Consider the following 21,411-nt stretch of genomic DNA (forward strand, 5'->3'; position numbering starts at 1 on the left):
GAGATTTACTCCAAAGCCAGTAAATAATTGCGGCCGTTACGATATATGTTTAGCAGCGGTGATTTTTTTTGATTCTGCATTTTCACGGTCATTTGTTTTAAAGTGCTGATGTCTTTTTTATTCACCGCCGTGATGAGGTCACCGGCACGCAGACCCAGTTCCCAGGCCGATGAACCGCGTACCACCTCATCCACCAGCACCCCCTGATAGCGTTGTCGGTATTTGGCCGGTAGGTTGCGTAAGGTGGTGCCTTTGAGTAAAGGATGCAATTCATGACCACCCAACTCATTGCGGTCATTTTCGGTGATTTCTGTGGCGGTTTTGCGGGCTTTGTTATCCCGCAAATAATCGATGAGCACCGCCGAGTTCAGAGGCAGCAGGCCTTCAAAGTTTATAAACTGTTGCTGGTTGTTGATTTTATCGCCATTGAGCTTGAGGATGATATCACCCGATTGCAACCCGGCCCGTTCCGCCGGTGAATCGGGATCCACAGCAGTGACAATCACCCCGTGTTTTTGACCCACATCAAAGGCCCTGGCCAGCTGTTCGGTGATATCCTGAACACTCACGCCCAAAGAACCCCGCCGCACTTCACCGTATTCAATCAACTGGTTCATCATGCGTTTGGCCAATGTGGATGGAATCGCAAAACCAATCCCCACATTACCACCGGAGGGTGAAAAGATGGCGGTGTTAATACCCACCAAAGCACCATTTAAATTAATTAAGGCACCGCCTGAATTCCCGGGGTTAATTGAAGCATCGGTCTGAATAAAGTTCTGATAACCGAGGCCACTTAAACTGGTGCGCCCCAATGCACTGACAATACCGGAAGTGACCGTTTGACCCAGTCCGAAGGGATTGCCCACCGCCACCACAAAGTCACCGACTTTTAATTGGCGTGAATCGGCGAGGGTTAAAGCGGTTAAGTTATCGGCATCAATTTTAATCACTGCCACATCGGTACCGTCATCTGAGCCAATGAGTTCGGCACGGTAAGTACGGCCGTCATGCAAGGCCACCGAAATGTCGTCTGCGTCTTTGACCACATGGTGGTTGGTCAGAATATAGCCTTGTTTGGCATCCACTATCACCCCGGAACCCAGAGATTGTGACACTTGCTCCTGTGGCGCACTCGGCAAACCATAAAACCAGCGGTAAAATTCACTGCGGGAATTTCGCACATATTGCACCGATCGGGTGTTGATATTCACCACTGCCGGCGTCACACGTTCCAAAACAGGCGCCAGAGACGGTACCGGCTGATCGCCTACGGCCACGGGCAAAGCCGCTTGTGCGGTGATTGATATTGACAAAAAAACGACAAGTAGGCCGATAATATGGTGTTTTTGTTTATTCATTTGATTTTAACGGACTTATGCAGTGTTTAAAAAGAGGTTTTTAAGCGCCGAAAGTTCCCCTACAATACGGCTTCACTTAAAATACTGTGTTTTGATGAACACCACCAATGCGGTTATTTGAATCATGTTTATTGATAAATTAGAACAAAGACAACGACAAGTCAACTCATTACTCTGTGTCGGCTTAGACCCGCAACCGACAAAAATAGAGGCTTTGGGTATTAATTTGTTGCCTTGGTTAAAAAATATCATTGATGCCACCGCTGATCATGTGTGTGCTTTTAAACCCCAAATCGCCCACTTTTCTGCGATGGCGGCCGAACAGCCATTAACCGATATCATTCAATACATCCATCAAAATTATCCGGATATTCCGGTTATATTAGACAGCAAACGCGGCGATATCGGCAGTACGGCTGAACGCTATGCCGAAGAAGCTTTTGGGCGTTATCAGGCCGATGCTTTGACGGTTAATCCGTACCTCGGCGGTGACACCCTCTCTCCTTACACCCAATACAAAGACAAAGGTGTGGTGGTTTTGTGTAAAACCTCCAATCAACAATCCGGCCAACTGCAGGATTTGGTTTTACAATCTGGGCAACCACTTTTTTTACAGGTGGCACAATTGGCCGCCCAATACTGGAATAACAATCAGAATATTCTGCTGGTGGTGGGTGCCACTTACCCCGAACAACTGGCCGCAGTACGGCAACAGGTGGGTGACATGCCGTTATTGATACCGGGTATTGGTGCCCAGGGCGGTGATCTGGCCGCTACGCTCGAAGCCGGGTTACGCAGTGATGGGCTGGGCCTCATCATTTCAGCTTCACGCAGTGTGATTTATGCAGGTGACGGAACCGATTATGCCAAACAGGCAGAAATGGCCGCTGAACAATTAAAAATGGACATCAATCATTTTCGTACTCATTAATGACTCATGCCCTATTTATACTTTCACATGTCATGATTAAACTTACGCAGCTAAGTTGGGCCATTAACATCCTCACAGGATTTAACCATGCAAAATAATCAATCATTTTGGAAAAAAATTACACCTTTTATCATCATCGTTCTGGTGGTGATCGGCCTGATGTTTGTCATGCGCTTATTACGTGATGAACCGCAAACACAAGCTCGCCAGGAAACCGGATTCCTGGTGGAAACGGTTCAGCTTGAACCGCAATCACTGACCATTGAAGTAAGCACCCAGGGTGTGCTGATACCAAAACGCAGCATCAGTCTGGTGGCCGAAGTCAGTGGTCGGGTGGTGTCGGTGGATGACAGTTTTGTGGTCGGCGGACAGTTTAAGCAAGGCGATGTTCTGCTGCAAATTGAAACCGATGATTATCAAGTGGCTGTGGCCCGCGCCGAAGCCAATCTGGCCAGTGCGCGCGCCAGCTTAGACTTAGAACAAGCCAAAGCCGAACAGGCTGAAAAAGACTGGCAATCTTTTGGCAAAAAATCCAAACCCAGTGACTTACTGTTAAACATTCCCCAACTCAAAGGGGCACAGGCAGCTGTGGATGCGGCCAAAGCCGATTTGCAAAAAGCCCGACGAGACCTGAGTAAAACCACCATCCGTGCCCCATTTGCAGGTGCAGTGCTGGCAAAACAAGTGGACATCGGCCAGTTTGTCAATGTCTCGGGACAATTGGGCCGCCTGGCCGGCAGTGAAGTCGCAGAAATCCGGTTACCCTTAACAGACCGGCAGCTGGAACAATTAAAATTAACACATTCTGACCGCTTGCCCTTACCGGTCAATTTAAGTCTGGTTGACGGACCAAAGGTAGGCGAGGCACAATTGGTGCGTCTGGAACCGGAAAAAGACCCGCAAACACTGATGACATACGGTGTGGTCGAAGTAAGAGAACCCTTTGATCTCGGATTGCGTTTTAACACCTTCGTTCAGGCTGACATCATTGGGCCTACCTACGACAATGTGTTTGCAGTACCCGCAGAATGGCTGCTTCCAAAACAAAGACTGCCTCTTTATCGCAATGATCGCTTACATATTCAATCGGTCACAGTCATCGAACAAAGCGATGAACTGGATTATATCAGTGAGGGATTAAGTACCGAAGACCAGATCATCACCACACCCATTCAATTCCCTGAACAAGGCATGGTTTTGCGCCGCCAATCAATATCCGCTGATTCACCGTCAGCAACATCTGAAAATAACAGCCAGGCAGATGAGTCCCCATGAGTAAACAATGGAACCGCGGCATCATCCACTGGTTTGCATCCAATCCGGTGGCCGCCAATTTGTTGATGGTGTGTATTCTGGTGATGGGTCTGGCGATTGCCATCAATTTAAAAAAGGAGATGTTTCCCACCACCGTGATTAACCAGGTCTCCGTTACCATGGCTTATCCCGGAGCCGCACCGGATGAAGTGGAAAAAGGCTTGTGTATTAAATTAGAAGATGCCATTTCCGGTTTAGAGGGCATCGATAAAATCACCTGTAACGCCAATGAAAGCGTGGCACGCACCAACGTTGAAATTGATTCAGCTTACGATGTGAAAGCGGTGATGGCTGAAATTAAAAACCGTGTGGACGGGGTCAACTCATTCCCCGAACAGGCTGAAAAACCCATCATCAGTGAAATTATCCCGCAGCAGCCGGTGATGTTTGTTTCCATCCATGGCCTGGTGCCCGAACGACGGCTTTTGGAAATCAGTCAGCATATTCGTGATGAAATCGTGGATTTACCCGATGTGTCTCTGGCCGAACTGATTGGTTACCGGCCCTATGAAATTTCAATTGAAGTCAAAGAACTCACCTTAAGACAATACCAAATAACCTTTGATGAAATCGCCAATGCTTTAAAACGGGCTTCACTGGATGTCCCCGGCGGCGCCATCAAGACCGAACGTGGTGATGTGCTGCTCAGAACCGTGGGACAATCTTACACCGGTCGTGAATATGCCGATACCGTCATACGCACCAACCCCGACGGCAGCCGCTTGTACCTCGGTGATATCGCCACCATTAAAGACGCTTTTGTTGAAGACCGCGTGCTCGGTACTTTTGACGGCCAACCGGCCATCAGCATCCAGGTCACATCGGTGGAATCTGAATCGGTGCTGGATATTTCTGATCAGGTGCACCGGTTTGTTGATAAAGTGCGTCCGCAGTTGCCGGCCAATGTGTCCATAGATGCCTGGTTAGACACCTCATTTTATGTCCGCGGCCGTCTTGATATGATGCAGCGTAACATGATTCAGGGTGCGGCTTTGGTGCTGATTATTTTGACCTTGTTTATGCGATTACGGGTCGCCTTCTGGGTGATGCTGGGCTTACCGGTGGCTTTCCTGGGTGCTTTTTTGCTCATGCCTTACCTCGGCATCACCATGAATATGCTCAGTATGTTTGGTTTGATACTGGTGCTGGGTATCGTGGTGGATGATGCCATTGTGATTGGTGAAAGCGCCTATGCCGAAATTCAGGATAAGGGACATTCACTTAAAAATGTGGTGATAGGTGCGCAGCGGGTGGCGGTGCCGGCCACTTTCGGGGTATTAACCACGGTCGCGGCCTTTGCGCCGATGTTGTTTGTGGGGACTTTATTCGGCTCCTTTTTTGAAGCCGTTGGCTGGGTGGTGATTTTGTGCCTGTTGTTTTCACTGGTGGAATCCAAGCTGATTTTACCGGCCCATTTAGCCCATATGAATGCTAAACAAAATAAACCCAACCCGGGACCACTGCTTAAAATTCAGCGAAAAATAGATGCCGGCTTACAGCATTTTATCAGCCGACGCTACCAACCTGTGATTGAAAAAGCCGTGTCTCGACCGGGTCTGACTCTCACCGTCTTTGCAGCTATTTTTATTCTCAGTATCAGTTTAATCAATAACGGTCTGGTGCGGTTTGTGATGCTGCCGGATTTTGCCTCGGATATTGTGCAGGCCGAATTTGCCATGGCCCAGGGCACGCCCCAATCAAGAAGTCAGGAAGTACTGGCACATGTTCAACAGTCTTTAATTGAACTGGACCGTGAGATCAGTGAAGAAAACGGGCTACAACAAGGCGCGGTTTTTAAACACCGTTTGGCTTTTTTAAGTTCTCAGACTTCCGGACGGGTGATTGTCGAATTACTCAAAGATGAAGAAGCCTTTATCGACAGTAAAACCGTGATGCGCCGCTGGCAGGAAAACATCGGTGAAATCGTCGGTGCCACCTATGTCGGCACCGTAGCACTGGCCGGTCCCGGTCAGGGGCCTGACATCAGTTTAAAACTGATTGGCCCGGATGTGGATAATTTACGCCTGGCCGCTGAACAAGTCGCCGAAAAACTAAAAACCTTCGAAGGGGTTTATGATGTGCGCAACTCTTTGGAAGCCGGTAAAGATGAAATTCAACTCAAAATCAAACCCCTCGGTCGTAATTTAGGCCTCACCCAATATGACATCGGTCATCAGGTACGACAGGCTTTTTACGGTGATGAAGTGCAGCGCATACAGCGCGGCAACGATGAAATCAGGGTAATGTTGCGTTACGATCGTGCTGCCCGTGAATCCATGCAATCCCTGCAGGAATTGCGCATCCGCACGCCACAGGGCGATCAGGTGCCCTTGAATACCGTGGCTGACATACAAATCGGCAAAGCCCCGAACAGCATTGAACGGGTTAACCGCAAACGCGCTGCGCGGATTACCGCCCAGGTGGACAAAGCCGTGGCCAATCCGCAAGCCATTACCGCACAAATTTTGCCGGCAAACCCTAACCAACCCATACTTGCTGAGTATCCTGCCATAAAATCTGATCTCGATGGCATGAGCAAAGAAATGAAAGAGCTCGGCATTAATTTCATCTGGGGCATCAGTATGGCTTTATTGTTGATTTACGTGCTCATGGCAGTACCGTTAAAATCTTACGGCCAACCCCTGATTATCATGTCGGCCATTCCCTTCGGCGTCACCGGTGCCATTATCGGCCATTGGATCATGGGCCTGACCTTTTCTATGATGTCCTTATTCGGCATCATTGCCTTATTCGGGGTGGTGGTGAATGACTCACTGGTGATGGTGGACTATATCAACAACCACCGTCAGGACGGCAAAGGGCTGGTTCATGCGGTGATGCATTCTGGCAAACGCCGCTTTCGCGCCATAATGCTGACTTCACTGACCACTTTCTTTGGCTTATTGCCGATTATGTTTGAGCAATCTTTGCAAGCCAAAGTGATTGTTCCGATGGCGGTTTCCCTGGCTTTTGGGATTATGTTTGCCACTGTCATTACCCTGATATTGATACCGTCTTTGTATGTGGCTTTAGAGCGATTAAAGTTAAGATTCTCTAAGACAAAAGAACCCGCAGCAAATCAAAACTAATCATCCAGTTTGGGTAATTGTTTACTGTGTTTGGCACCCAGTTCGCTGAGTTGCTCGGCTTGTCGTATCAGGTTACCGCGGCCTGTGGCCAGTTTGTTGTTGGCGCCGTCCCAGGCTTGTTGCGCCTGATTTAAGCGGTCTTTGATTTCATTAAAATCATCCAAAAAGCCGCTGAATTTATCAATCAGTAATCCGGCGCGACTGGCAATTTCCTGGGCATTTTTATTTTGTTTGTCTATCTGCCACAAACGCATCACGGTACGCAGTGTCACCAGTAAGCCGGATGCCGCCAGCGGAATGACGTGTTGGTTATAGGCATATTCCAGCAGGTCAGGCTGGTGTTGTAAGGCGGTCATTAAAGCCCCTTCCACCGGTACGAACATCACCACAAACCCAAGGGTATTGAGTTCTTCTATGGCGGCATAGTTTTTTTCGGACAAAGCATTCATGTGATTTTTAAGGCTGCTGATATGCAGTTGCAGCTGATTTGACTGGTCTTGTTCGTCGGTGCTGTTAATCATGCGCTCATAGGCTGTCAGCGAGACTTTGGCGTCAATAATCAGTTGTTTTTCATCAGGCAGGTGAATCAATACATCCGGACGATAACGTTTGCCGTTTTGGGTGAAACTTTGTTCGGTTTCAAATTCGCGGCCAAGGGTTAAACCGGCGGTTTCCAGCAAGCGCTTGAGCACCAGTTCGCCCCAGTTGCCCTGGGCTTTGCTTTGCGCGGTCAGGGCTTTGGTTAAATTTTCTGCCTGTTCGGACAGGACTTTATTGAGTTGCAGTATTTGTTTGATTTCAGAGCGTAACGTCGCCTGTTGTTCGGTTTGGCGGTTCGTGGTCAGGTTAATCAGTTGCTGAAACTCGGTTAATTGCTGTTTCAGCGGTTGTACCAGATGCGACAAAGACTCTTTGTTCAGCTGGGTGAATTTTTGCCCTTTTTCATCCAGAATTTTTTGCCCGATGTGACTGAATTGATTGGCCAGTTGCTGTGAGGATGTTTTGATGAATTCAGCCTGTTCCCTGACCTTGTTTTGCTGCTCTTCGAGACGGGCCCGGTGCGTGCTCAGTTGATTTTTCAGCTGATAATACTGTTGCTCAAACTGTTCTCCGCTGGACGCCGCTTTTTGTAACTGCTTGATGCGTTCACCCAGTTCGGCATGCTGTCGATTTAACTGCAATTGGCTATCGCTTAATTGTTTGTTGTCTTGCTGAGCAGAGATTAATTGCTGTTTTAGAAAGTCCTTATCCTGACGTTCTTTTCGCACAAATAAATAGGCTAGCAGCACACCCAGTATAATCCCTGTGGTGGCAGCCGAGAGCAGGCTCAATAAGGGTGATTCAAGGGTGAAATTTAACAGGCTTTGCATTCGGCTTATGCTATCATTAGCGTGATCAAAAACAAAGGATATTCACATGCGGGTTTTTAAATATTTATTTTTTGCTTTGCTGTTTCTGATAATCGGTTTTTACCTTTATGGCTTATTTGTGCTTAAGGATGAGGTCACGGTAAGCCGCGATATTGTTATTGACCGGCCGGCTAAAGTGGTCTTTAAAACCGTGAATTCCATGCACAATTTCAACCAGTGGTCGCCATGGCCCAAAATGGATCCCGATGCCGAATTTATTTTTTCAGGGCCAAAATTCGGGGTCGGCTCGCAAATGAGCTGGTCCGGTAACCAGTCGATAGGCAGTGGCGTGCAAACCATCGTGGAAACCGTTGAAAATCAACAGGTTAAAACCAAAACTGTATTCAAATCCAAAGACAACGCAGTGTCTTACACCACCTATCAACTGACACCGGTTAGCGAGGACAAAACCCGGGTTGAGTGGATATATGAAACCGATTTTGACGGTGATATCATTGGTCGTTATGTGGGCAGCATGTTGGACGGTATGCTGGGACCGCAATATGAACAGGGTCTGCAAAAACTGAAAGAAGTGATTGAATCTCAACCCGTGTATGATTTTTCGGCCGTCAGCGAAGCATCCTTAGACAGTCAGAATATTCTATTTATTCCCATAGAAGCCACCAAACAATCAGAGATCAATGCGCTGATGGGTCCGGCTTATGGTCAGATTATGGGCTTTATGCAGCGCAATCAATTAGCCATGGCCACACCGCCCCTGGCCGTTTATCGTCAGGTCGGCGGTGATGTTTCAGGTGGTTTTGGCAGCTGGCACATAGATGTCGGCGTGGGTGTGGCTGTGGAAACCTTATCAGGTATCACCGGTGAAATTCAGCTGGGCCAATTACCCGCCGGCTCCGTGATTAAATACGTCCAGACAGGGCCTTATTCCCAAGCCGAAAAATCCTATGAAATCATAGACGCTTATATGGAAGAACAAGGTTTAGTTGCCAACGGCGATCCCTGGGAAGTGTATATCAATGATCCGGGTGAAGTGGCCGAAGCCGATTTAATCACCCACATCTATCAACCGGTTCAGCAAACAAGGTAAACGCATCAGGTCGTTATTTTTCAACCCGCCAACGGGTTGCATTAAAATTCCGGTCTGATATCCCGCCCCATTAACGCCGACAGGGCTTGTTCAGTGGTCATTTCTCCATGCACCACTTTCCAGACATGCTCGGTAATCGGCATATCAACAGCGTGTCTTCGCGCCAGACGCAATACTTCATCAGTGGTGCCTATACCTTCCACCACCTGCCCAATGTCTTGTTTGGCTTGTTCAATGGTTTTGCCCTGTCCCAGCGCCAAGCCCATGCGTCGGTTGCGGGATAAATCTCCGGTGGAAGTCAACACCAGGTCACCAAGACCGGACAAGCCCATCAGGGTTTCAGGCCGGCTGCCCAAAGCTTGACCCAAGCGCATCATTTCAGCCATACCGCGGGTGATTAAAGCCGCGCGGGTGTTATCGCCTAATTGCATGCCGTCGGCAATCCCGGTGGCCAAAGCCAATACATTTTTTACCGCACCGCCGAGTTCAGCACCGATGATGTCATCGGATAAATAGACCCGAAAGGTATCGGTGTGGAGCGCTGATGCCACCTTTTGAGCAAATTCAGGGTGTTCTGATGCCACCGCCACCAAAGTGGGTTTGCCGGCAGCCACATCTTTGGCAAAGGATGGACCGGTGATTAAAGCGGTGGGAACATCCTTACCCAAAATATCGGCCGCCACTTCATGTAGAAAACGCCCGGTTCCCGGCTCAAAGCCTTTGCTGGCCCAGGCCACTGGCCTGTTCCCTAACAACGGTTTGATTTGATTTAAGATGTCCCCAAAAGCATGGGACGGGCACACCACCAGTACCGCTTCAGAAGCGTCGATGGCGCGCTGTAAATCAGATTCAACCGATAAATAATCAGGAAACGGGTGCTGCGGTAAATAAAACCTATTGCAGCCGACAGCGGCCATGGACGCCATTTTCTGAGGGTCTCGACCCCACAGAATGGTGGGGTTATTTTGGGCCAGTTGAATGGCCAGCGCCGTGCCCCAGGAGCCGGCACCGAGAACCGCAAAACGCATTATTGCTTGGTTTCAGAAGCCGCTTGCTGTTGCGCTTGTTGCATTTGTTGCTGGTACATTTGCTCGAAATTAACCGGTTGTAACAACAAGGGTTGGAAACCACCGGCGGTGATTAAATTGCTGATTTCCTGACGCACATACGGGAACAGCACATTGGGGCAGTAAATTCCTAACGTTTGATGCAACGCTTGCTCTTCGAAGTTTTCCATAGAGAATATACCGGCCTGAGCCACTTCTGCCAGATAAGCGGTTTTTTCATTCACTTCACAGGTTACGGTGGCGGTTAAGGTGACTTCATAGGTGTTGTCATCAAGCTTATCCACTTTTTGGTTCAGGTTCAACTTAATGTTGGGCTGACCTTGTTCCTGAAAAACCCGGGGTGCATTGGGGGCTTCAAAAGACACATCTTTAATATAAATTTTTTGAAAAGCCATTTTAGGGCCATGACCCTGTGCATTGGCGGCTTGCTTGTTTTCTTCAGTCATAAATTAATTCCTGTTGTGTGAATAAATGAGGCAGTATCAGGCTTTGCTTAAAGGCAATTTATCATTGACCCAAGCGTTGAGACCGCCTTTTAAGTTAAAAATTTGCTCAAAACCTTGTTTTTCCAGTTGTTGACAGGCCTTCATGGATGTCCGCCCCACCTGACAATAAACCACCACCGGTCTTTTTTTACCCTTGGGTAATTTTTTGGTGGCCTGATCTATTTCATTGGCAGGAATATTAACGGCATTGACGATATGCCCTGCCTGAAACTGCTCAGCTGAACGGGTATCAACCAACACCGCATTTTGTTGATTGACCAATCGGGTGAGCTGATCGGTGGATATGGTTTTTAACTGACTGCTTTGTTCTTTCAAGACAGTCCAAAAGAACAAAAAAGCCGCAATTAAAAATAACATCACCAAAAACGGATGGTTGCCGGTAAATTCAGCCAACTGGGACATCAGAGATCACCTGAAAATCGAAAACAGACAATATAAGGGATGACCAGCAAAAATCAAGTGTTACGCCAAATATTTACGTATCTTGCCTGTTATCAATGAATGCTCAATAGCAGTGGGCAACCCGCTTGTTCATGCTTATAATAAGCGCTGATTTCTGAATAATTGCTTTTATGCCCTGTCAATTCGCTGCTTTATTGTTATTCATCCTGATGGCGAGCACAATGTCGCACGCGCAAGAAGCTGATGAAGCAAGCATTAACCAGCAACTGCAAACCATCAAGACCCGGCTGTCTGAATTAAAAACTGCACTCAATTCTGCCCGTGGTGAAGAAGCCCGGTTACTGCAGGAACTGGAACGCCAGGACCAAAAAATCAATGAACAAGGGCAATTAATCCGCACCAGCCAACAAAAAATAGACCTCAGCCGTCATCAAATTGAAGGCCTGACCCGACAAATCACCGACTTAAAACAAAGTATTGATCAGCAAAAACAACAAATGGCCGGTTTATTGCGCTTGCATATTTATATCAGCCACGATCGCTTTATCAAAAAAATACTGCTTAACCGTGACAGCCGTTCGGTGGACATCACCCAACACCAAATCAAGTTTTTACAACACCGGCTATACAGCTTGATAGAAGATATTGCCGAGCACATCACTCAATTGTCAGATATCAAAATCCAAACCCAAAACAAACAACAACAACTTAAACAACAGCAACAGGTTTTACAAACAGCACAGGATCAGTTGATTAACCAGAAACAACAGCGTGCACAGGTTTTAAGCCACTTGCGCCAAACAATAAATGCCTACCAGAATGAAAGCGAAACCCTGAACCAGGACCGTCAACGTCTTAACCAGTTACTCGCTGAAATCAGTCAGTTATTGGACGATTTACCCGAAGATTTGGGGGCAAATGCCCACTTTGCTCAGCTCAAAGGCCGATTAGATAAACCACTCTCCGGTGATATTATTCGGCGTTTTGGTGCCCTGCGCGCAGGCCACAGCCGCTGGGATGGCATTGTGGTGGCCGGTGAGTCGGGACAAGCGGTCAAAGCCACCGCTTATGGACGGGTGGCATTTGCCGACTGGCTGCGTGGCTATGGTTTACTGGTGGTGATTGATCACGGTGATGATTTTATGAGTCTTTATGGCCATAACCAGTCAGTACTGGTAGAAGTGGGTGACTGGGTTCAATCGGGACAAGAAATCGCCACCGCCGGTCAATCGGGCAACCTCAGCGAAAGTGGGGTTTATTTTGAAATACGGCAACAAGCCGACCCGCAAAACCCAGAACCCTGGCTGAAATCACCCTAACACCTTACTCAGGTTTAATAAACTTTAAAGTAAATCGATCTGACTCACCAATGGCTTCATAGCTTGCTTTATCAGCACCTTTCGGTACACGCAAAGTCGGCAGGATGGTCCAGACGCCATTAGGGTGGTCAGCTGAATCTTTGGGGTTGGCATTCACCTCACTGATATCCACCAGCTTAAAGCCCGCCGCTTCAATGAGTTGAATGGCATAACCCTGATTAACATAGCCTTTTTTGGCTTGTGGATCAATCTCCGCTTTGGCGTCTGCGCGGTGTTCAACCACACCAAAAACGCCACCCGGTTTTAACATATTAAAAACATCCTCCAGCACTGCCTCCAGCTTATCCGCCCGCATCCAGTTGTGTAAACTGCGAAACGTCAGCACAGCATCGGCCTTTTGATTAAAGGCAGACAGATCGGATTCACCCGGATTAAAATCAATGGTTTTGACGTTTTTATAAATCGGGTTTTCTGCCATTTTCTGATCAAAACCCAGACGAGATTTTTTGTAATAATCACTGCCGCCGTCGGGATCAAAATGAGCCGCAATCAATTGACCGTCATCACTTAAATAAGGTGCCAGTACTTCGGTGTACCAACCGCCGCCGGGCCACAACTCCACCACCGTCATATCCGGCTGAATCCCGAAAAATGCGAGTGTTTCTTGCGGATGTCTAAATTGATTGCGGGCGATATTTTGTTCGCTGCGGTGATCACCGGCCAGAATTTGATCGGTTAATCCGGATTTTTCCTGTGCCATACTGCTGCTCAGCGGTATAACGACCAGACAAACAACGCATGTCATGATAAGTTTGTTCATTTTTTTCTCCTGTGGTTTTAAGTTAAGGTTCACCTTTAATTCAGATTGTATCATTATCATAGACAGCACTTGGAATTTACGAGGTGATTTATGAAAAAGTTAATAGCTATGATTTTAGCATTGATTCTGCCCTTTGCCGTTTTGGCCTTTGATTTTGCCAAACCCAGCGAACCATCAGGCAAAGTGGTACTGAGCGACTACAGTGAAGCCAAACAATTGTATCAGGTTAAACTGGTCGAAGTGAATGGTGAAAATGTGCCGGTCCGGGCACATGCGGTTTGGCTTAAACCCGGCCAGTATGAATTAACGCTTTCTGCCCATATTGGTGATAAAGCTAAAAGCAACCTCAGCATCAAAGACCGCAGAGGGATGAGCGACCGGGAAAACAAACTAAACCTCACCGTTGAAGCCGGTAAAACGTATTATCTGGCCTATGATGCCCGACCCGAAAAACATGATGACTGGAAACCAATTGTTTACAAAGTAGACTGATTTAATCTGTTCTGTACTAATAAAGCGACCGCAGTGGTCGCTTTATTTGTGTCAAAATATCAGGATTTAATCCGCCACTTTCTCATCCCCGTAAATGGCCACATAGGTTTCATCGCTGGTTTTAAAACCACGGTACATACCGGCGGTATTAAACATCATCACCGGCCGGCCCTGTGGATCCATGCCGATGATACCGCCGTCACCACCGACTGACTTTAATGTTTGGTTAATCACTTCATCGGCTGCTTGCGCTAAACTTTTACCCTGATACAGTACCCGCGCACAAATATCATGCGCCACCGCATACCGGATAAAGTATTCACCGTGACCGGTGGCTGAAATACCGCAACTTCTATCATCAGCATAAGTGCCGGCACCAATCACCGGCGAATCTCCAATCCGACCCCAAGCTTTATAGGTCATGCCACCTGTGGAGGTGCCGGCGACAATATGGCCTTGTCGATCAATGGCCACCGCACCGACAGTGCCAAATTTAAACTCATGATCCAGCACATCGCTGACAGCGGCTTCTTTTCGGCCTTTTTGGCGGGTCTTCTCATCCACTTTCTTCCAGGCTTCAAAGCGTGCTTCCGTATCAAAATAACTGTTTTCCACCTGATCCAAACCCCGGGCTTTGGAAAACGCATCGGCACCGGCACCGGCCAGCATCACATGCGGAGAATGCAACATCACCGCCCGGGCTGCCAAAATCGGATTCTTGGTGTACTTGACCCCGGCCACCGCACCGGCTTGTAAATCAGAGCCACGCATAATCGACGCATCCAATTCATGACCTTTTTCACGGGTATAGACCGCACCTTTCCCGGCATTAAAGTTCTCTGAATTCTCTAAAATCATAATCGCGGCAACCACCGCTTCCATGGCGTCCTGTCCGGCCTCTAACGCCGCATAACCGGTATTCAAAGCCTGATTTAAGTCCTTTTTAATGGCGGCTTCTTTTTCCGCACTTAACTGCGAGCGCTCAATGGTGCCGGCGCCACCATGAATAACAATCGCAATCGGTTTATCGGCCATCACCGCACAAGCCATAAAAGTCATCAAAAACGAAGACAGTAATTTCATGATTTTTCCTCTTATTAATCGTGGTCATACCACCGATTCTAACAAATTATGAATCAGGACAGCGCTTTTATCAAAATTTTAAGGCCTGACGTGTTATTTTAATAACACTTTCGACCTAAACAAATACCTTATGCCAAACACACGGATCAAAAACGAAGACCAATACCAGGCTTTACGCGATCAGGGTTACAGTAAAGAAAAAGCCGCCCGAATCGCCAACAGCGAAGATGCAAGTGAAAAAGGCGGCAAAGCCAAACCCTACGAAGAAAGAACCAAAGATGAACTTTACAAACAAGCCAAAAAGGTCGGCATTGATGGCCGTTCTGAGATGGATAAGCAGGCGCTGATTGAAGCTTTACGTCAACACTGATTAAAATCAATCGTCTTAAACGGGCAGAAAATCATTAAAAACCGGGGACTTTGATAAAAATCTAACGCACGATGTGTTAACCTTGCGCCTTTAACCAAAAAATAAGTTATTATGGAAATTAAGAAAGATTGCGTAGTCGGTATGCATTATAAACTCACCGACGATCAAGGTCAGGTGCTGGATTCATCAGAAGGACGTGAGCCGTTGAAGTTTATTCAAGGTGCTCAAAACATCATTCCGGGCCTGGAAAAAGCCATGGAAGGCAAGCAGCCAGGTGATCAGTTTGATGTGACCGTTGAACCGGAAGAAGCTTACGGTGTGCGCCACGAGCAAATGATCCAAAAGGTGCCCAAAAGCGCTTTTCAGGGAGTCGATGAATTAAATGTGGGCATGCAGTTTCAGGCTGAAACCCAGCAAGGTCAAATACCGGTAAAAATCACCGCCATCAACGGTGATGAAGTGACGGTTGACGGCAACCACGAACTGGCCGGTCAACGCTTACATTTTAATGTCAAAGTCGAAGAAGTCCGTCAAGCCACAGCAGAGGAACTTGATCACGGTCACGTTCATTAAAAGCCATGCCGGGGTTTAGTCTTAGCTCACGGCAGATACAGACGTCCGTTCCGCTTTAATACCGGACTTCTCAGCTTCTTTTCAAATAAACTTTTGAACCCTCAACAGTCAATCCAAAGCCATTCATTGAATGGCTTTGGACGCTTTGATATGCCCCCCTGAAAAATCGGTCAATAACTTGTGTTGGTCTTTGCTGAGTTCATAAATTTTATCAATACTACATGACTCGGGTATCTGATCTTGTACCAGGACCTTATCAAATTTTGCCACCAGGGTGGTGCGAGAAGTTTGTTTGAGCGCAATGTGTTGGGCAAAAGGCAAATCCTGACATGGTGACATGAGTTCAAGCAAATAAGCTTTATTTTGGACGCCCAGTAAAATGAGATGGTCAGTATTCAAAGGCTGCCAGCCGGTGAAACGAAATTGTTGCACCCGGTTAATCGGTTGTAATTGTTGCTCGACGATAAATTGGTGATAATCCGGTCGCACCCGGTTGCCGGCACAGGCCATCAGTGTGGCCAGTAAGAATAAAATAACTGTATTTTTCATCACGAGTTTCCTTGCATTAATTGTTAATCCTATCATTTTCAGGTTGAATATTTTATGAATGTTTGCAGGGTTTTGATTCCTTTTTTTGCAAATTCCGGGCATCGGAGTAAAATAGTGCCTTTTATTGTCGAGGACAACATGGGACGAGCCTACCAAAACCGCAAAGAATCCATGGCAAAAACATCGGATGCCAATGCCAGGGTCTATTCAAAATACAGCCGCAAAATTTATGTATGCGCCAAATCAGGCGGCACCGATCCGGATGGCAATTTAGAATTACGCAGCTTATTGGATGAAGCCAAAAAAAGTCAGGTTCCGGCGCATGTGATTAAAAAAGCCATCGATAAAGCCGAGGGTGGTGCCGGTGAAGACTTTGATGTGGCGCGCTATGAAGGCTATGGCCCCGGAAATTGTATGGTGATTGTAGATTGTTTAACTGACAATCCCAACCGCACTTTCGGAGATGTACGCTTATGTTTCACGAAAACTGACTGCAGTATCGGTACCCAGGGAACAGTCATGCATATGTTTGATCATTGCGCCATTCTGGTTTTTTCTGGCGATGATGAAGATGCCGTGTTAGAAGCCTTATTAGAAGCGGATGTGGATGTCACGGACATTGAATCATCGGAGGATGGTTACATCAGCGTTTTTACGCCGCATACCGAGTTTCACAAAGCCAAACAAGCCTTACAAGATGTCTATACGGACATTGAATTTCAGGTTTCTGAAATCCAGTTTGTTCCGCAAACCACGGTGGACATCAGCGATGAGGAAGAGATTGCAAGATTCGATAAATTTATCGATATGCTGGACGAACTCGAGGACGTTCAAAATGTTTACCACAATGCCATCCTTCAACGCTGATAATCGTCATGAGTCAGACACAAAAAAGCCGACACTGCGGATCGGCTTTTTTGTTGGTTATTAAGTAATTTAGTCTTTCAGTACAAAACTGACTTTTAACACCACGCGGTACTGATCAATGCGACCGTTTTCAACGGTCACCTTCTGACTGGCCACCCAGGCTTCGGCCACGTTTTTAAGGGTTTTGTTGGCCCGTTCAACACCTTTTTCGATGGCATCTTCAAAACTGTCGTCGGAACTGGAAATAATTTCTGTGACTTTGGCTACACTCATCTTAAGACTCCTTTGTTGTTATTAATGACCAATAACAATATCATTTTAATGCCATTTTTTCCAGAGCTTTGTGGACCGAATTTTAATGAAAACATGCAAAAAGGCCGGTATTTAACCGGCCTTTAACATCACCCATGAAAAGGATGGTTACCAACCACACTGACGGTCTTTATTCTGTTCATCTAACCATAACTTTAAGGGTGCAAAGTAATCCAGCATGGCGGTGGCGTCCATGTCTCTGGAATTGGCAATCACCTGCATGGCATCTTGCCAGGGTTTTTCAGCCCCCATTTCCAAGACTTTAATCAGCTTCTCGCCGGCGGCTTTGTTGTTGTAAATTGAACAACGATGTAAATCACCTTCAAATCCGGCGGTTTTACACAATTCACGATGGAACTGGAATTGTAAAATATGGGCCAGGAAGTAACGTGTATATGGCGTGTTACCCGGGATGTGATATTTAGCACCGGGATCAAACTGATCTTCTGTGCGCTCAACCGGCGCTTTAACGCCCTGATACTGGTTGCGTAAACGCCACCAGCCGGCATTATATTCATCCGGTGAGATTTCACCGTTAAAGACCTGCCAACGCCACTGGTCAATCATCAAACCAAATGGCACAAAAGCCACTTTTTCCAGGGCTTTTTTCATCAGCATGCCCAAATCATTGTCTGATGACGGAATCTCGTCTATAAGACCAATGTCTTTGAAATACTTTGGCGTCATCGATAAAGCAATGGTGTCACCGATGGCTTCATGGAAACCGTCATTGGCACCGGTGCGATAAACGATGCTTTTATCTTTATAGGCTCGCTGATAAAAGTTATGTCCCAGTTCATGGTGTACCGTGACGAAGTCTTCATAGTCTTCTTTAATGCACATTTTTATGCGGATATCATCTTCATTATCAATATCCCAGGCACTGGCATGGCAGACCACATCACGGTCTTTGGGTTTTAAAAATAAAGAACGTTCCCAGAACGTCTCAGGCAAGGGATCAAGTCCCAGGGATACAAAAAAGTTTTCGGCGGTTTTTACCATTTTTTTGGCATCATAATCATGCGCCTTTAAACGAGCTGTGACGTCAATGGTTTCACCGGCATTGTCAGGCTTAACCATATCATAGACAGCCGTCCAGTCCTGAGCCCACATATTACCCAGCAAGTGCGCCGGAATCATGCCGTCATCACCCATGACTTCATCGCCATATTGTTCAGTGAGTTCACTGCGGACATGACATTGCAAGGCGTCATAAAGCGGTTCAACCTGACCCCAGAGTCGGTCTAATTCTTCGGCAAAGTCATCAGCCGGCATGTCATAACCGGCACGCCACATGGCTCCGGTGTCGGCAAAACCGAGCTCGCGGGCACCTTCATTCGCCAGTTCCACCATACGCTGGTATTTTTCACGCATGGGCACGGCAATGGTGCGCCAGCCGGTCCAGGCATCAAGCAGCTCTTTATGGTTTCTGGATTCGGCAATGACTTTGGAGAGTTCACCCAAATCACGGCACTCACCGTCCACACAGTATTTACCGGCACCGTACATGGCTTCTAATTTAGCCATGATTTGTGCCAGTTCGGCATTTTTTTCAGGATCATCCGGTGCAGCTAATGTCAGGCTACCTTTGATTTTTTCCAGACGTCTGCGCATATCATCGGGCAAATCCAGATCATCAAATTTTTTCGCCTGATTGGCAAACTTAACCTGCAAAGCACCCATTTTTTCGATACTTTTGGCACCCAGCCACACGGTATCATCGGTGATAAAGTTGGCTTGAACCCAGGCCACCCGCGCGGCGTACTCGCTTTCTTTGATGTAGGTGTCTTCTACCATTTGTAAGAACTCAGCCGCATCTTGTTGGGTCAGCTGTTTGTTTTGTTCAGGTTTAGACTGGTTTGTTTGACAAGCCGCCAGCGTGAACAGCAACAGCATAAGAAGAAGTTTTTTCATGATTGAATGGAAAATGTGAATTCAGTCTATTCTACCGCAAAGCCGACGATAAATTCAGCCCCAATGATTGTCTTGAATATTTAAACACCAAAAAAGCCGACCGCAATTAGGTCGGCTTGAGACTGATAAGACTTAGTTCGGATCCCTTTGACGAGATGAAGATCGGTTGCGAGATCGGTTTTGGCTATGAGACGGCCGACTGTGGGTTTTGGGTGCAGCCACCGCCGGCTTAGAATAATTTTGTGATGCCGGTTTTGTGGTACGCGGCATTACCGGTCTCGTCTGTTGTCTCGGGGCCGTATTGACGGGAGGTCTGACGGGCATGGTTCGCACCGTCTGGTTCGATCGTGAGGGTTGAGCATATGTCCTATTATGAATACGGTTCTGATCAGGCTGAGACCTCAACACCGGCCGATGGTTTGCGGAAGTTTCCTGCCTACTGCGCGATTCAGTCACACGGTTTACAGGGCGCTGATTAGAGGAAGTGGCAGACTGTTGATTGATACCTCCAGAGCCGGCATTTGAATAGGTTGATCTTGAACGCGAATTGGTGCGGTTTGTTGCAGCACTGTTTCGGGTGGAAATCATTGCCGGTTTTTGTTGACGGTCTGTTATGCGATTATTCCTATAACGCTGTCTAATCAATTCGCTGGCCGCTGATTCACCCCTTTGATCATTGACAGCTGCCGGTTTTTGATTATTGTCGTTCGTGTTGTAGGCACTTCGTCGTGCTTCGCTGTGACTGCCGCGAATTGATGATGAGCGGTTTCGATTGGGTAACGGACTCGACGAATCAAAGCGGTTATTGTCTTTATAACGTGGCGAACTGTTCTGATAACGCGGACCCGATGAACGCTGACGGTTCACAGGACGCCGACTGGGTGCCGATTGGCGGATGCTGTTATTGCGCAAACTGTTGTTAGACTGATCTTTGTAAATATTGGAACGTTGACGTTCACCCAAACGTCTGGCTTCATTGCGTGCTGAATAATACCCGCGGTTGCTTGGATAGTTGCTGTCATAACGCGAACCATAGCGGTAAGGATTATAGCTGTGATAACGCCAATTGTTATACCATCCGTAATGATTATAATAATGGGTTGAATAATGGTTGTAGCTCAAGCCCAAACCCCAACCAAAACCGTATCGGGGCCAACTGTTGTAGTAAAATCCGTAACCGGGATAACAATCATAATACCAGCCCCAGCCACAACGCGAACTGCTGTAGTAAAACCCGGCCCGGGGATATCGGTATGGGCTGTAATAAACCGTACTATAACTGATACCCCAGCGGTCCGGATAGTAGTTATAATTGTTGTAATAAACACCGCCACCGGCCGATGAGTAATCACTGCCATAACCGTAATAAGGATCATAACTGTCATACCCATAGTAATCATCACTGTAATAATAATCATCGTCATAGCGATAATCAGTGCTGGCGCAGGCCACTAAAAATAAGGCCGCCAGAGGAAAAAGTCGTTTCATCATGGTTATCGGATTTTTGAACATGACTTCATGATACGCTGTGGTCTCTGAATAAACACTGAATTGATGGCTATGACCTATGGCACTGTCATATAGATTGATTTTTTTGAGATAATAATTTATGTCTTACATCAACAGGTACACAACATGACAACACATGAACTCAATCATGACAATGGTGTTAATGAAGAAAAGAAACGTGATGATAAAACCACATTATTTCGGTTTCTATTCACATTATTGTTTGTAATTTTAGGCTGGTTATCACTATGGGTTTTAGCGGCCATCGTTTTAATTCAATTTGGTTTTCTTGTTTTTGACGGGGAAAAGAACCATCGTCTGACCCAATTTGGTGGTCAGCTGGTGTCTTACCAGAAGCAGTTGCTCACTTACATTGCCATGCAGAATGATGAAAAACCATTTCCTTTCAAAGCCTGGCCGCAAAACAATCAAGGGGACAATTAATTTAATGACTTCTCATTAAATTACATCCA

Annotated in this window: 21 protein-coding genes; 10 read left to right on the forward strand and 11 right to left on the reverse strand. The window is 46.9% G+C overall.

Annotation, left to right across the window (positions count from 1 at the left end; translation table 11 throughout):
- Positions 1-5: 5 nt before the first annotated feature.
- The gene (locus tag IEV16_RS02900; protein ID WP_188364171.1) at positions 6-1,361 is read right to left on the reverse strand and encodes a DegQ family serine endoprotease; all 1,356 of its coding nucleotides are present in this window, start codon (positions 1,359-1,361) and stop codon (positions 6-8) included.
- Between the two features lie 124 nt (positions 1,362-1,485).
- Between IEV16_RS02900 and pyrF the strand changes: the two genes are divergently transcribed.
- The 3 genes from pyrF (at position 1,486) to IEV16_RS02915 (ending at position 6,695) form a co-directional block, all read left to right on the forward strand.
- Positions 1,486-2,292 (forward strand): orotidine-5'-phosphate decarboxylase, encoded by an 807-nt coding sequence (gene pyrF, locus IEV16_RS02905; RefSeq protein ID WP_229728224.1) that lies wholly within the window; start codon positions 1,486-1,488, stop codon positions 2,290-2,292.
- An 87-nt stretch (positions 2,293-2,379) separates the two neighbouring features.
- Positions 2,380-3,567: an efflux RND transporter periplasmic adaptor subunit gene (locus tag IEV16_RS02910; protein WP_188364172.1), complete on the forward strand. Its 1,188-nt coding sequence runs from the start codon at positions 2,380-2,382 to the stop codon at positions 3,565-3,567.
- Positions 3,564-6,695 (forward strand): efflux RND transporter permease subunit, encoded by a 3,132-nt coding sequence (locus tag IEV16_RS02915; RefSeq protein WP_188364173.1) that lies wholly within the window; start codon positions 3,564-3,566, stop codon positions 6,693-6,695. Before IEV16_RS02910 ends, IEV16_RS02915 begins: the two co-directional genes overlap by 4 nt.
- Here IEV16_RS02915 and IEV16_RS02920 read toward each other — a convergent pair.
- Complete coding sequence (locus tag IEV16_RS02920; RefSeq protein ID WP_188364174.1) at positions 6,692-8,065, reverse strand: DNA recombination protein RmuC; 1,374 nt, start codon at positions 8,063-8,065, stop codon at positions 6,692-6,694. The two genes, IEV16_RS02915 and IEV16_RS02920, sit on opposite strands and share 4 nt — an antisense overlap.
- 46 nt (positions 8,066-8,111) lie before the next feature.
- Between IEV16_RS02920 and IEV16_RS02925 the strand changes: the two genes are divergently transcribed.
- Positions 8,112-9,155 (forward strand): SRPBCC family protein, encoded by a 1,044-nt coding sequence (locus IEV16_RS02925; protein ID WP_188364175.1) that lies wholly within the window; start codon positions 8,112-8,114, stop codon positions 9,153-9,155.
- 41 nt (positions 9,156-9,196) lie between these two features.
- Here IEV16_RS02925 and IEV16_RS02930 read toward each other — a convergent pair whose 3' ends face one another.
- Genes IEV16_RS02930 through IEV16_RS02940 form a run of 3 tightly spaced genes read right to left on the reverse strand, consistent with a single transcriptional unit; the run spans position 9,197 to position 11,130 of the window.
- Positions 9,197-10,183 (reverse strand): NAD(P)H-dependent glycerol-3-phosphate dehydrogenase, encoded by a 987-nt coding sequence (locus IEV16_RS02930; protein WP_188364176.1) that lies wholly within the window; start codon positions 10,181-10,183, stop codon positions 9,197-9,199.
- Entirely contained in the window at positions 10,183-10,668 is a 486-nt protein-coding gene (gene secB / locus IEV16_RS02935) for a protein-export chaperone SecB (RefSeq protein WP_188364177.1), read from the reverse strand. The genes IEV16_RS02930 and secB overlap by 1 nt, the downstream gene beginning before the upstream one ends.
- 36 nt (positions 10,669-10,704) lie before the next feature.
- Entirely contained in the window at positions 10,705-11,130 is a 426-nt protein-coding gene (locus IEV16_RS02940; protein WP_188364178.1) for a rhodanese-like domain-containing protein, read from the reverse strand.
- A 221-nt stretch (positions 11,131-11,351) separates the two neighbouring features.
- On the opposite strand from IEV16_RS02940, the gene IEV16_RS02945 reads away from it, so the two are divergent.
- Entirely contained in the window at positions 11,352-12,449 is a 1,098-nt protein-coding gene (locus tag IEV16_RS02945) for a murein hydrolase activator EnvC family protein (RefSeq protein ID WP_188364179.1), read from the forward strand.
- Between the two features lie 4 nt (positions 12,450-12,453).
- Here IEV16_RS02945 and IEV16_RS02950 read toward each other — a convergent pair whose 3' ends face one another.
- Positions 12,454-13,269: a class I SAM-dependent methyltransferase gene (locus IEV16_RS02950; protein WP_229728225.1), complete on the reverse strand. Its 816-nt coding sequence runs from the start codon at positions 13,267-13,269 to the stop codon at positions 12,454-12,456.
- Between the two features lie 90 nt (positions 13,270-13,359).
- Between IEV16_RS02950 and IEV16_RS02955 the strand changes: the two genes are divergently transcribed.
- Positions 13,360-13,761 (forward strand): hypothetical protein, encoded by a 402-nt coding sequence (locus tag IEV16_RS02955; protein ID WP_188364180.1) that lies wholly within the window; start codon positions 13,360-13,362, stop codon positions 13,759-13,761.
- 66 nt (positions 13,762-13,827) lie between these two features.
- On the opposite strand, the gene IEV16_RS02960 is transcribed toward IEV16_RS02955, so the two are convergent.
- Positions 13,828-14,844, reverse strand: coding sequence for an isoaspartyl peptidase/L-asparaginase family protein (locus IEV16_RS02960; RefSeq protein WP_188364181.1), 1,017 nt, complete (start codon positions 14,842-14,844; stop codon positions 13,828-13,830).
- 130 nt (positions 14,845-14,974) lie between these two features.
- On the opposite strand from IEV16_RS02960, the gene IEV16_RS02965 reads away from it, so the two are divergent.
- The gene (locus IEV16_RS02965; RefSeq protein WP_188364182.1) at positions 14,975-15,214 is read left to right on the forward strand and encodes a DUF7218 family protein; all 240 of its coding nucleotides are present in this window, start codon (positions 14,975-14,977) and stop codon (positions 15,212-15,214) included.
- A 111-nt stretch (positions 15,215-15,325) separates the two neighbouring features.
- Positions 15,326-15,787: a peptidylprolyl isomerase gene (slyD, locus tag IEV16_RS02970; RefSeq protein WP_188364183.1), complete on the forward strand. Its 462-nt coding sequence runs from the start codon at positions 15,326-15,328 to the stop codon at positions 15,785-15,787.
- A gap of 123 nt (positions 15,788-15,910) precedes the next feature.
- Here the strand turns inward: slyD and IEV16_RS02975 are convergent, their stop codons facing one another.
- Positions 15,911-16,336 carry a DUF6491 family protein gene (locus IEV16_RS02975; protein ID WP_188364184.1) on the reverse strand — a complete coding sequence of 142 codons (426 nt, stop codon included), beginning with the start codon at positions 16,334-16,336 and terminating at the stop codon, positions 15,911-15,913.
- A 138-nt stretch (positions 16,337-16,474) separates the two neighbouring features.
- Here IEV16_RS02975 and IEV16_RS02980 point away from each other — a divergent pair, with 138 nt between their 5' ends.
- Positions 16,475-17,203 (forward strand): YebC/PmpR family DNA-binding transcriptional regulator, encoded by a 729-nt coding sequence (locus tag IEV16_RS02980; RefSeq protein WP_188364185.1) that lies wholly within the window; start codon positions 16,475-16,477, stop codon positions 17,201-17,203.
- A 69-nt stretch (positions 17,204-17,272) separates the two neighbouring features.
- Here the strand turns inward: IEV16_RS02980 and IEV16_RS02985 are convergent, their stop codons facing one another.
- From IEV16_RS02985 to IEV16_RS02995, 3 genes are all read right to left on the reverse strand, one after another.
- Positions 17,273-17,476: a dodecin family protein gene (locus IEV16_RS02985; protein WP_188364186.1), complete on the reverse strand. Its 204-nt coding sequence runs from the start codon at positions 17,474-17,476 to the stop codon at positions 17,273-17,275.
- 147 nt (positions 17,477-17,623) lie between these two features.
- Entirely contained in the window at positions 17,624-19,429 is a 1,806-nt protein-coding gene (locus IEV16_RS02990) for a M2 family metallopeptidase (protein WP_188364187.1), read from the reverse strand.
- A 132-nt stretch (positions 19,430-19,561) separates the two neighbouring features.
- A complete protein-coding gene (locus tag IEV16_RS02995) occupies positions 19,562-20,920 on the reverse strand; it encodes a hypothetical protein (protein ID WP_188364188.1) in 1,359 nt (452 codons plus the stop codon).
- Positions 20,921-21,064: 144 nt separating this feature from the next.
- Here IEV16_RS02995 and IEV16_RS03000 point away from each other — a divergent pair, with 144 nt between their 5' ends.
- Entirely contained in the window at positions 21,065-21,382 is a 318-nt protein-coding gene (locus tag IEV16_RS03000) for a DUF4389 domain-containing protein (RefSeq protein ID WP_188364189.1), read from the forward strand.
- Positions 21,383-21,411: the final 29 nt, after the last annotated feature.

This window comes from Marinicella pacifica, from assembly GCF_014636635.1.
Taxonomy (GTDB): domain Bacteria; phylum Pseudomonadota; class Gammaproteobacteria; order Xanthomonadales; family Marinicellaceae; genus Marinicella; species Marinicella pacifica.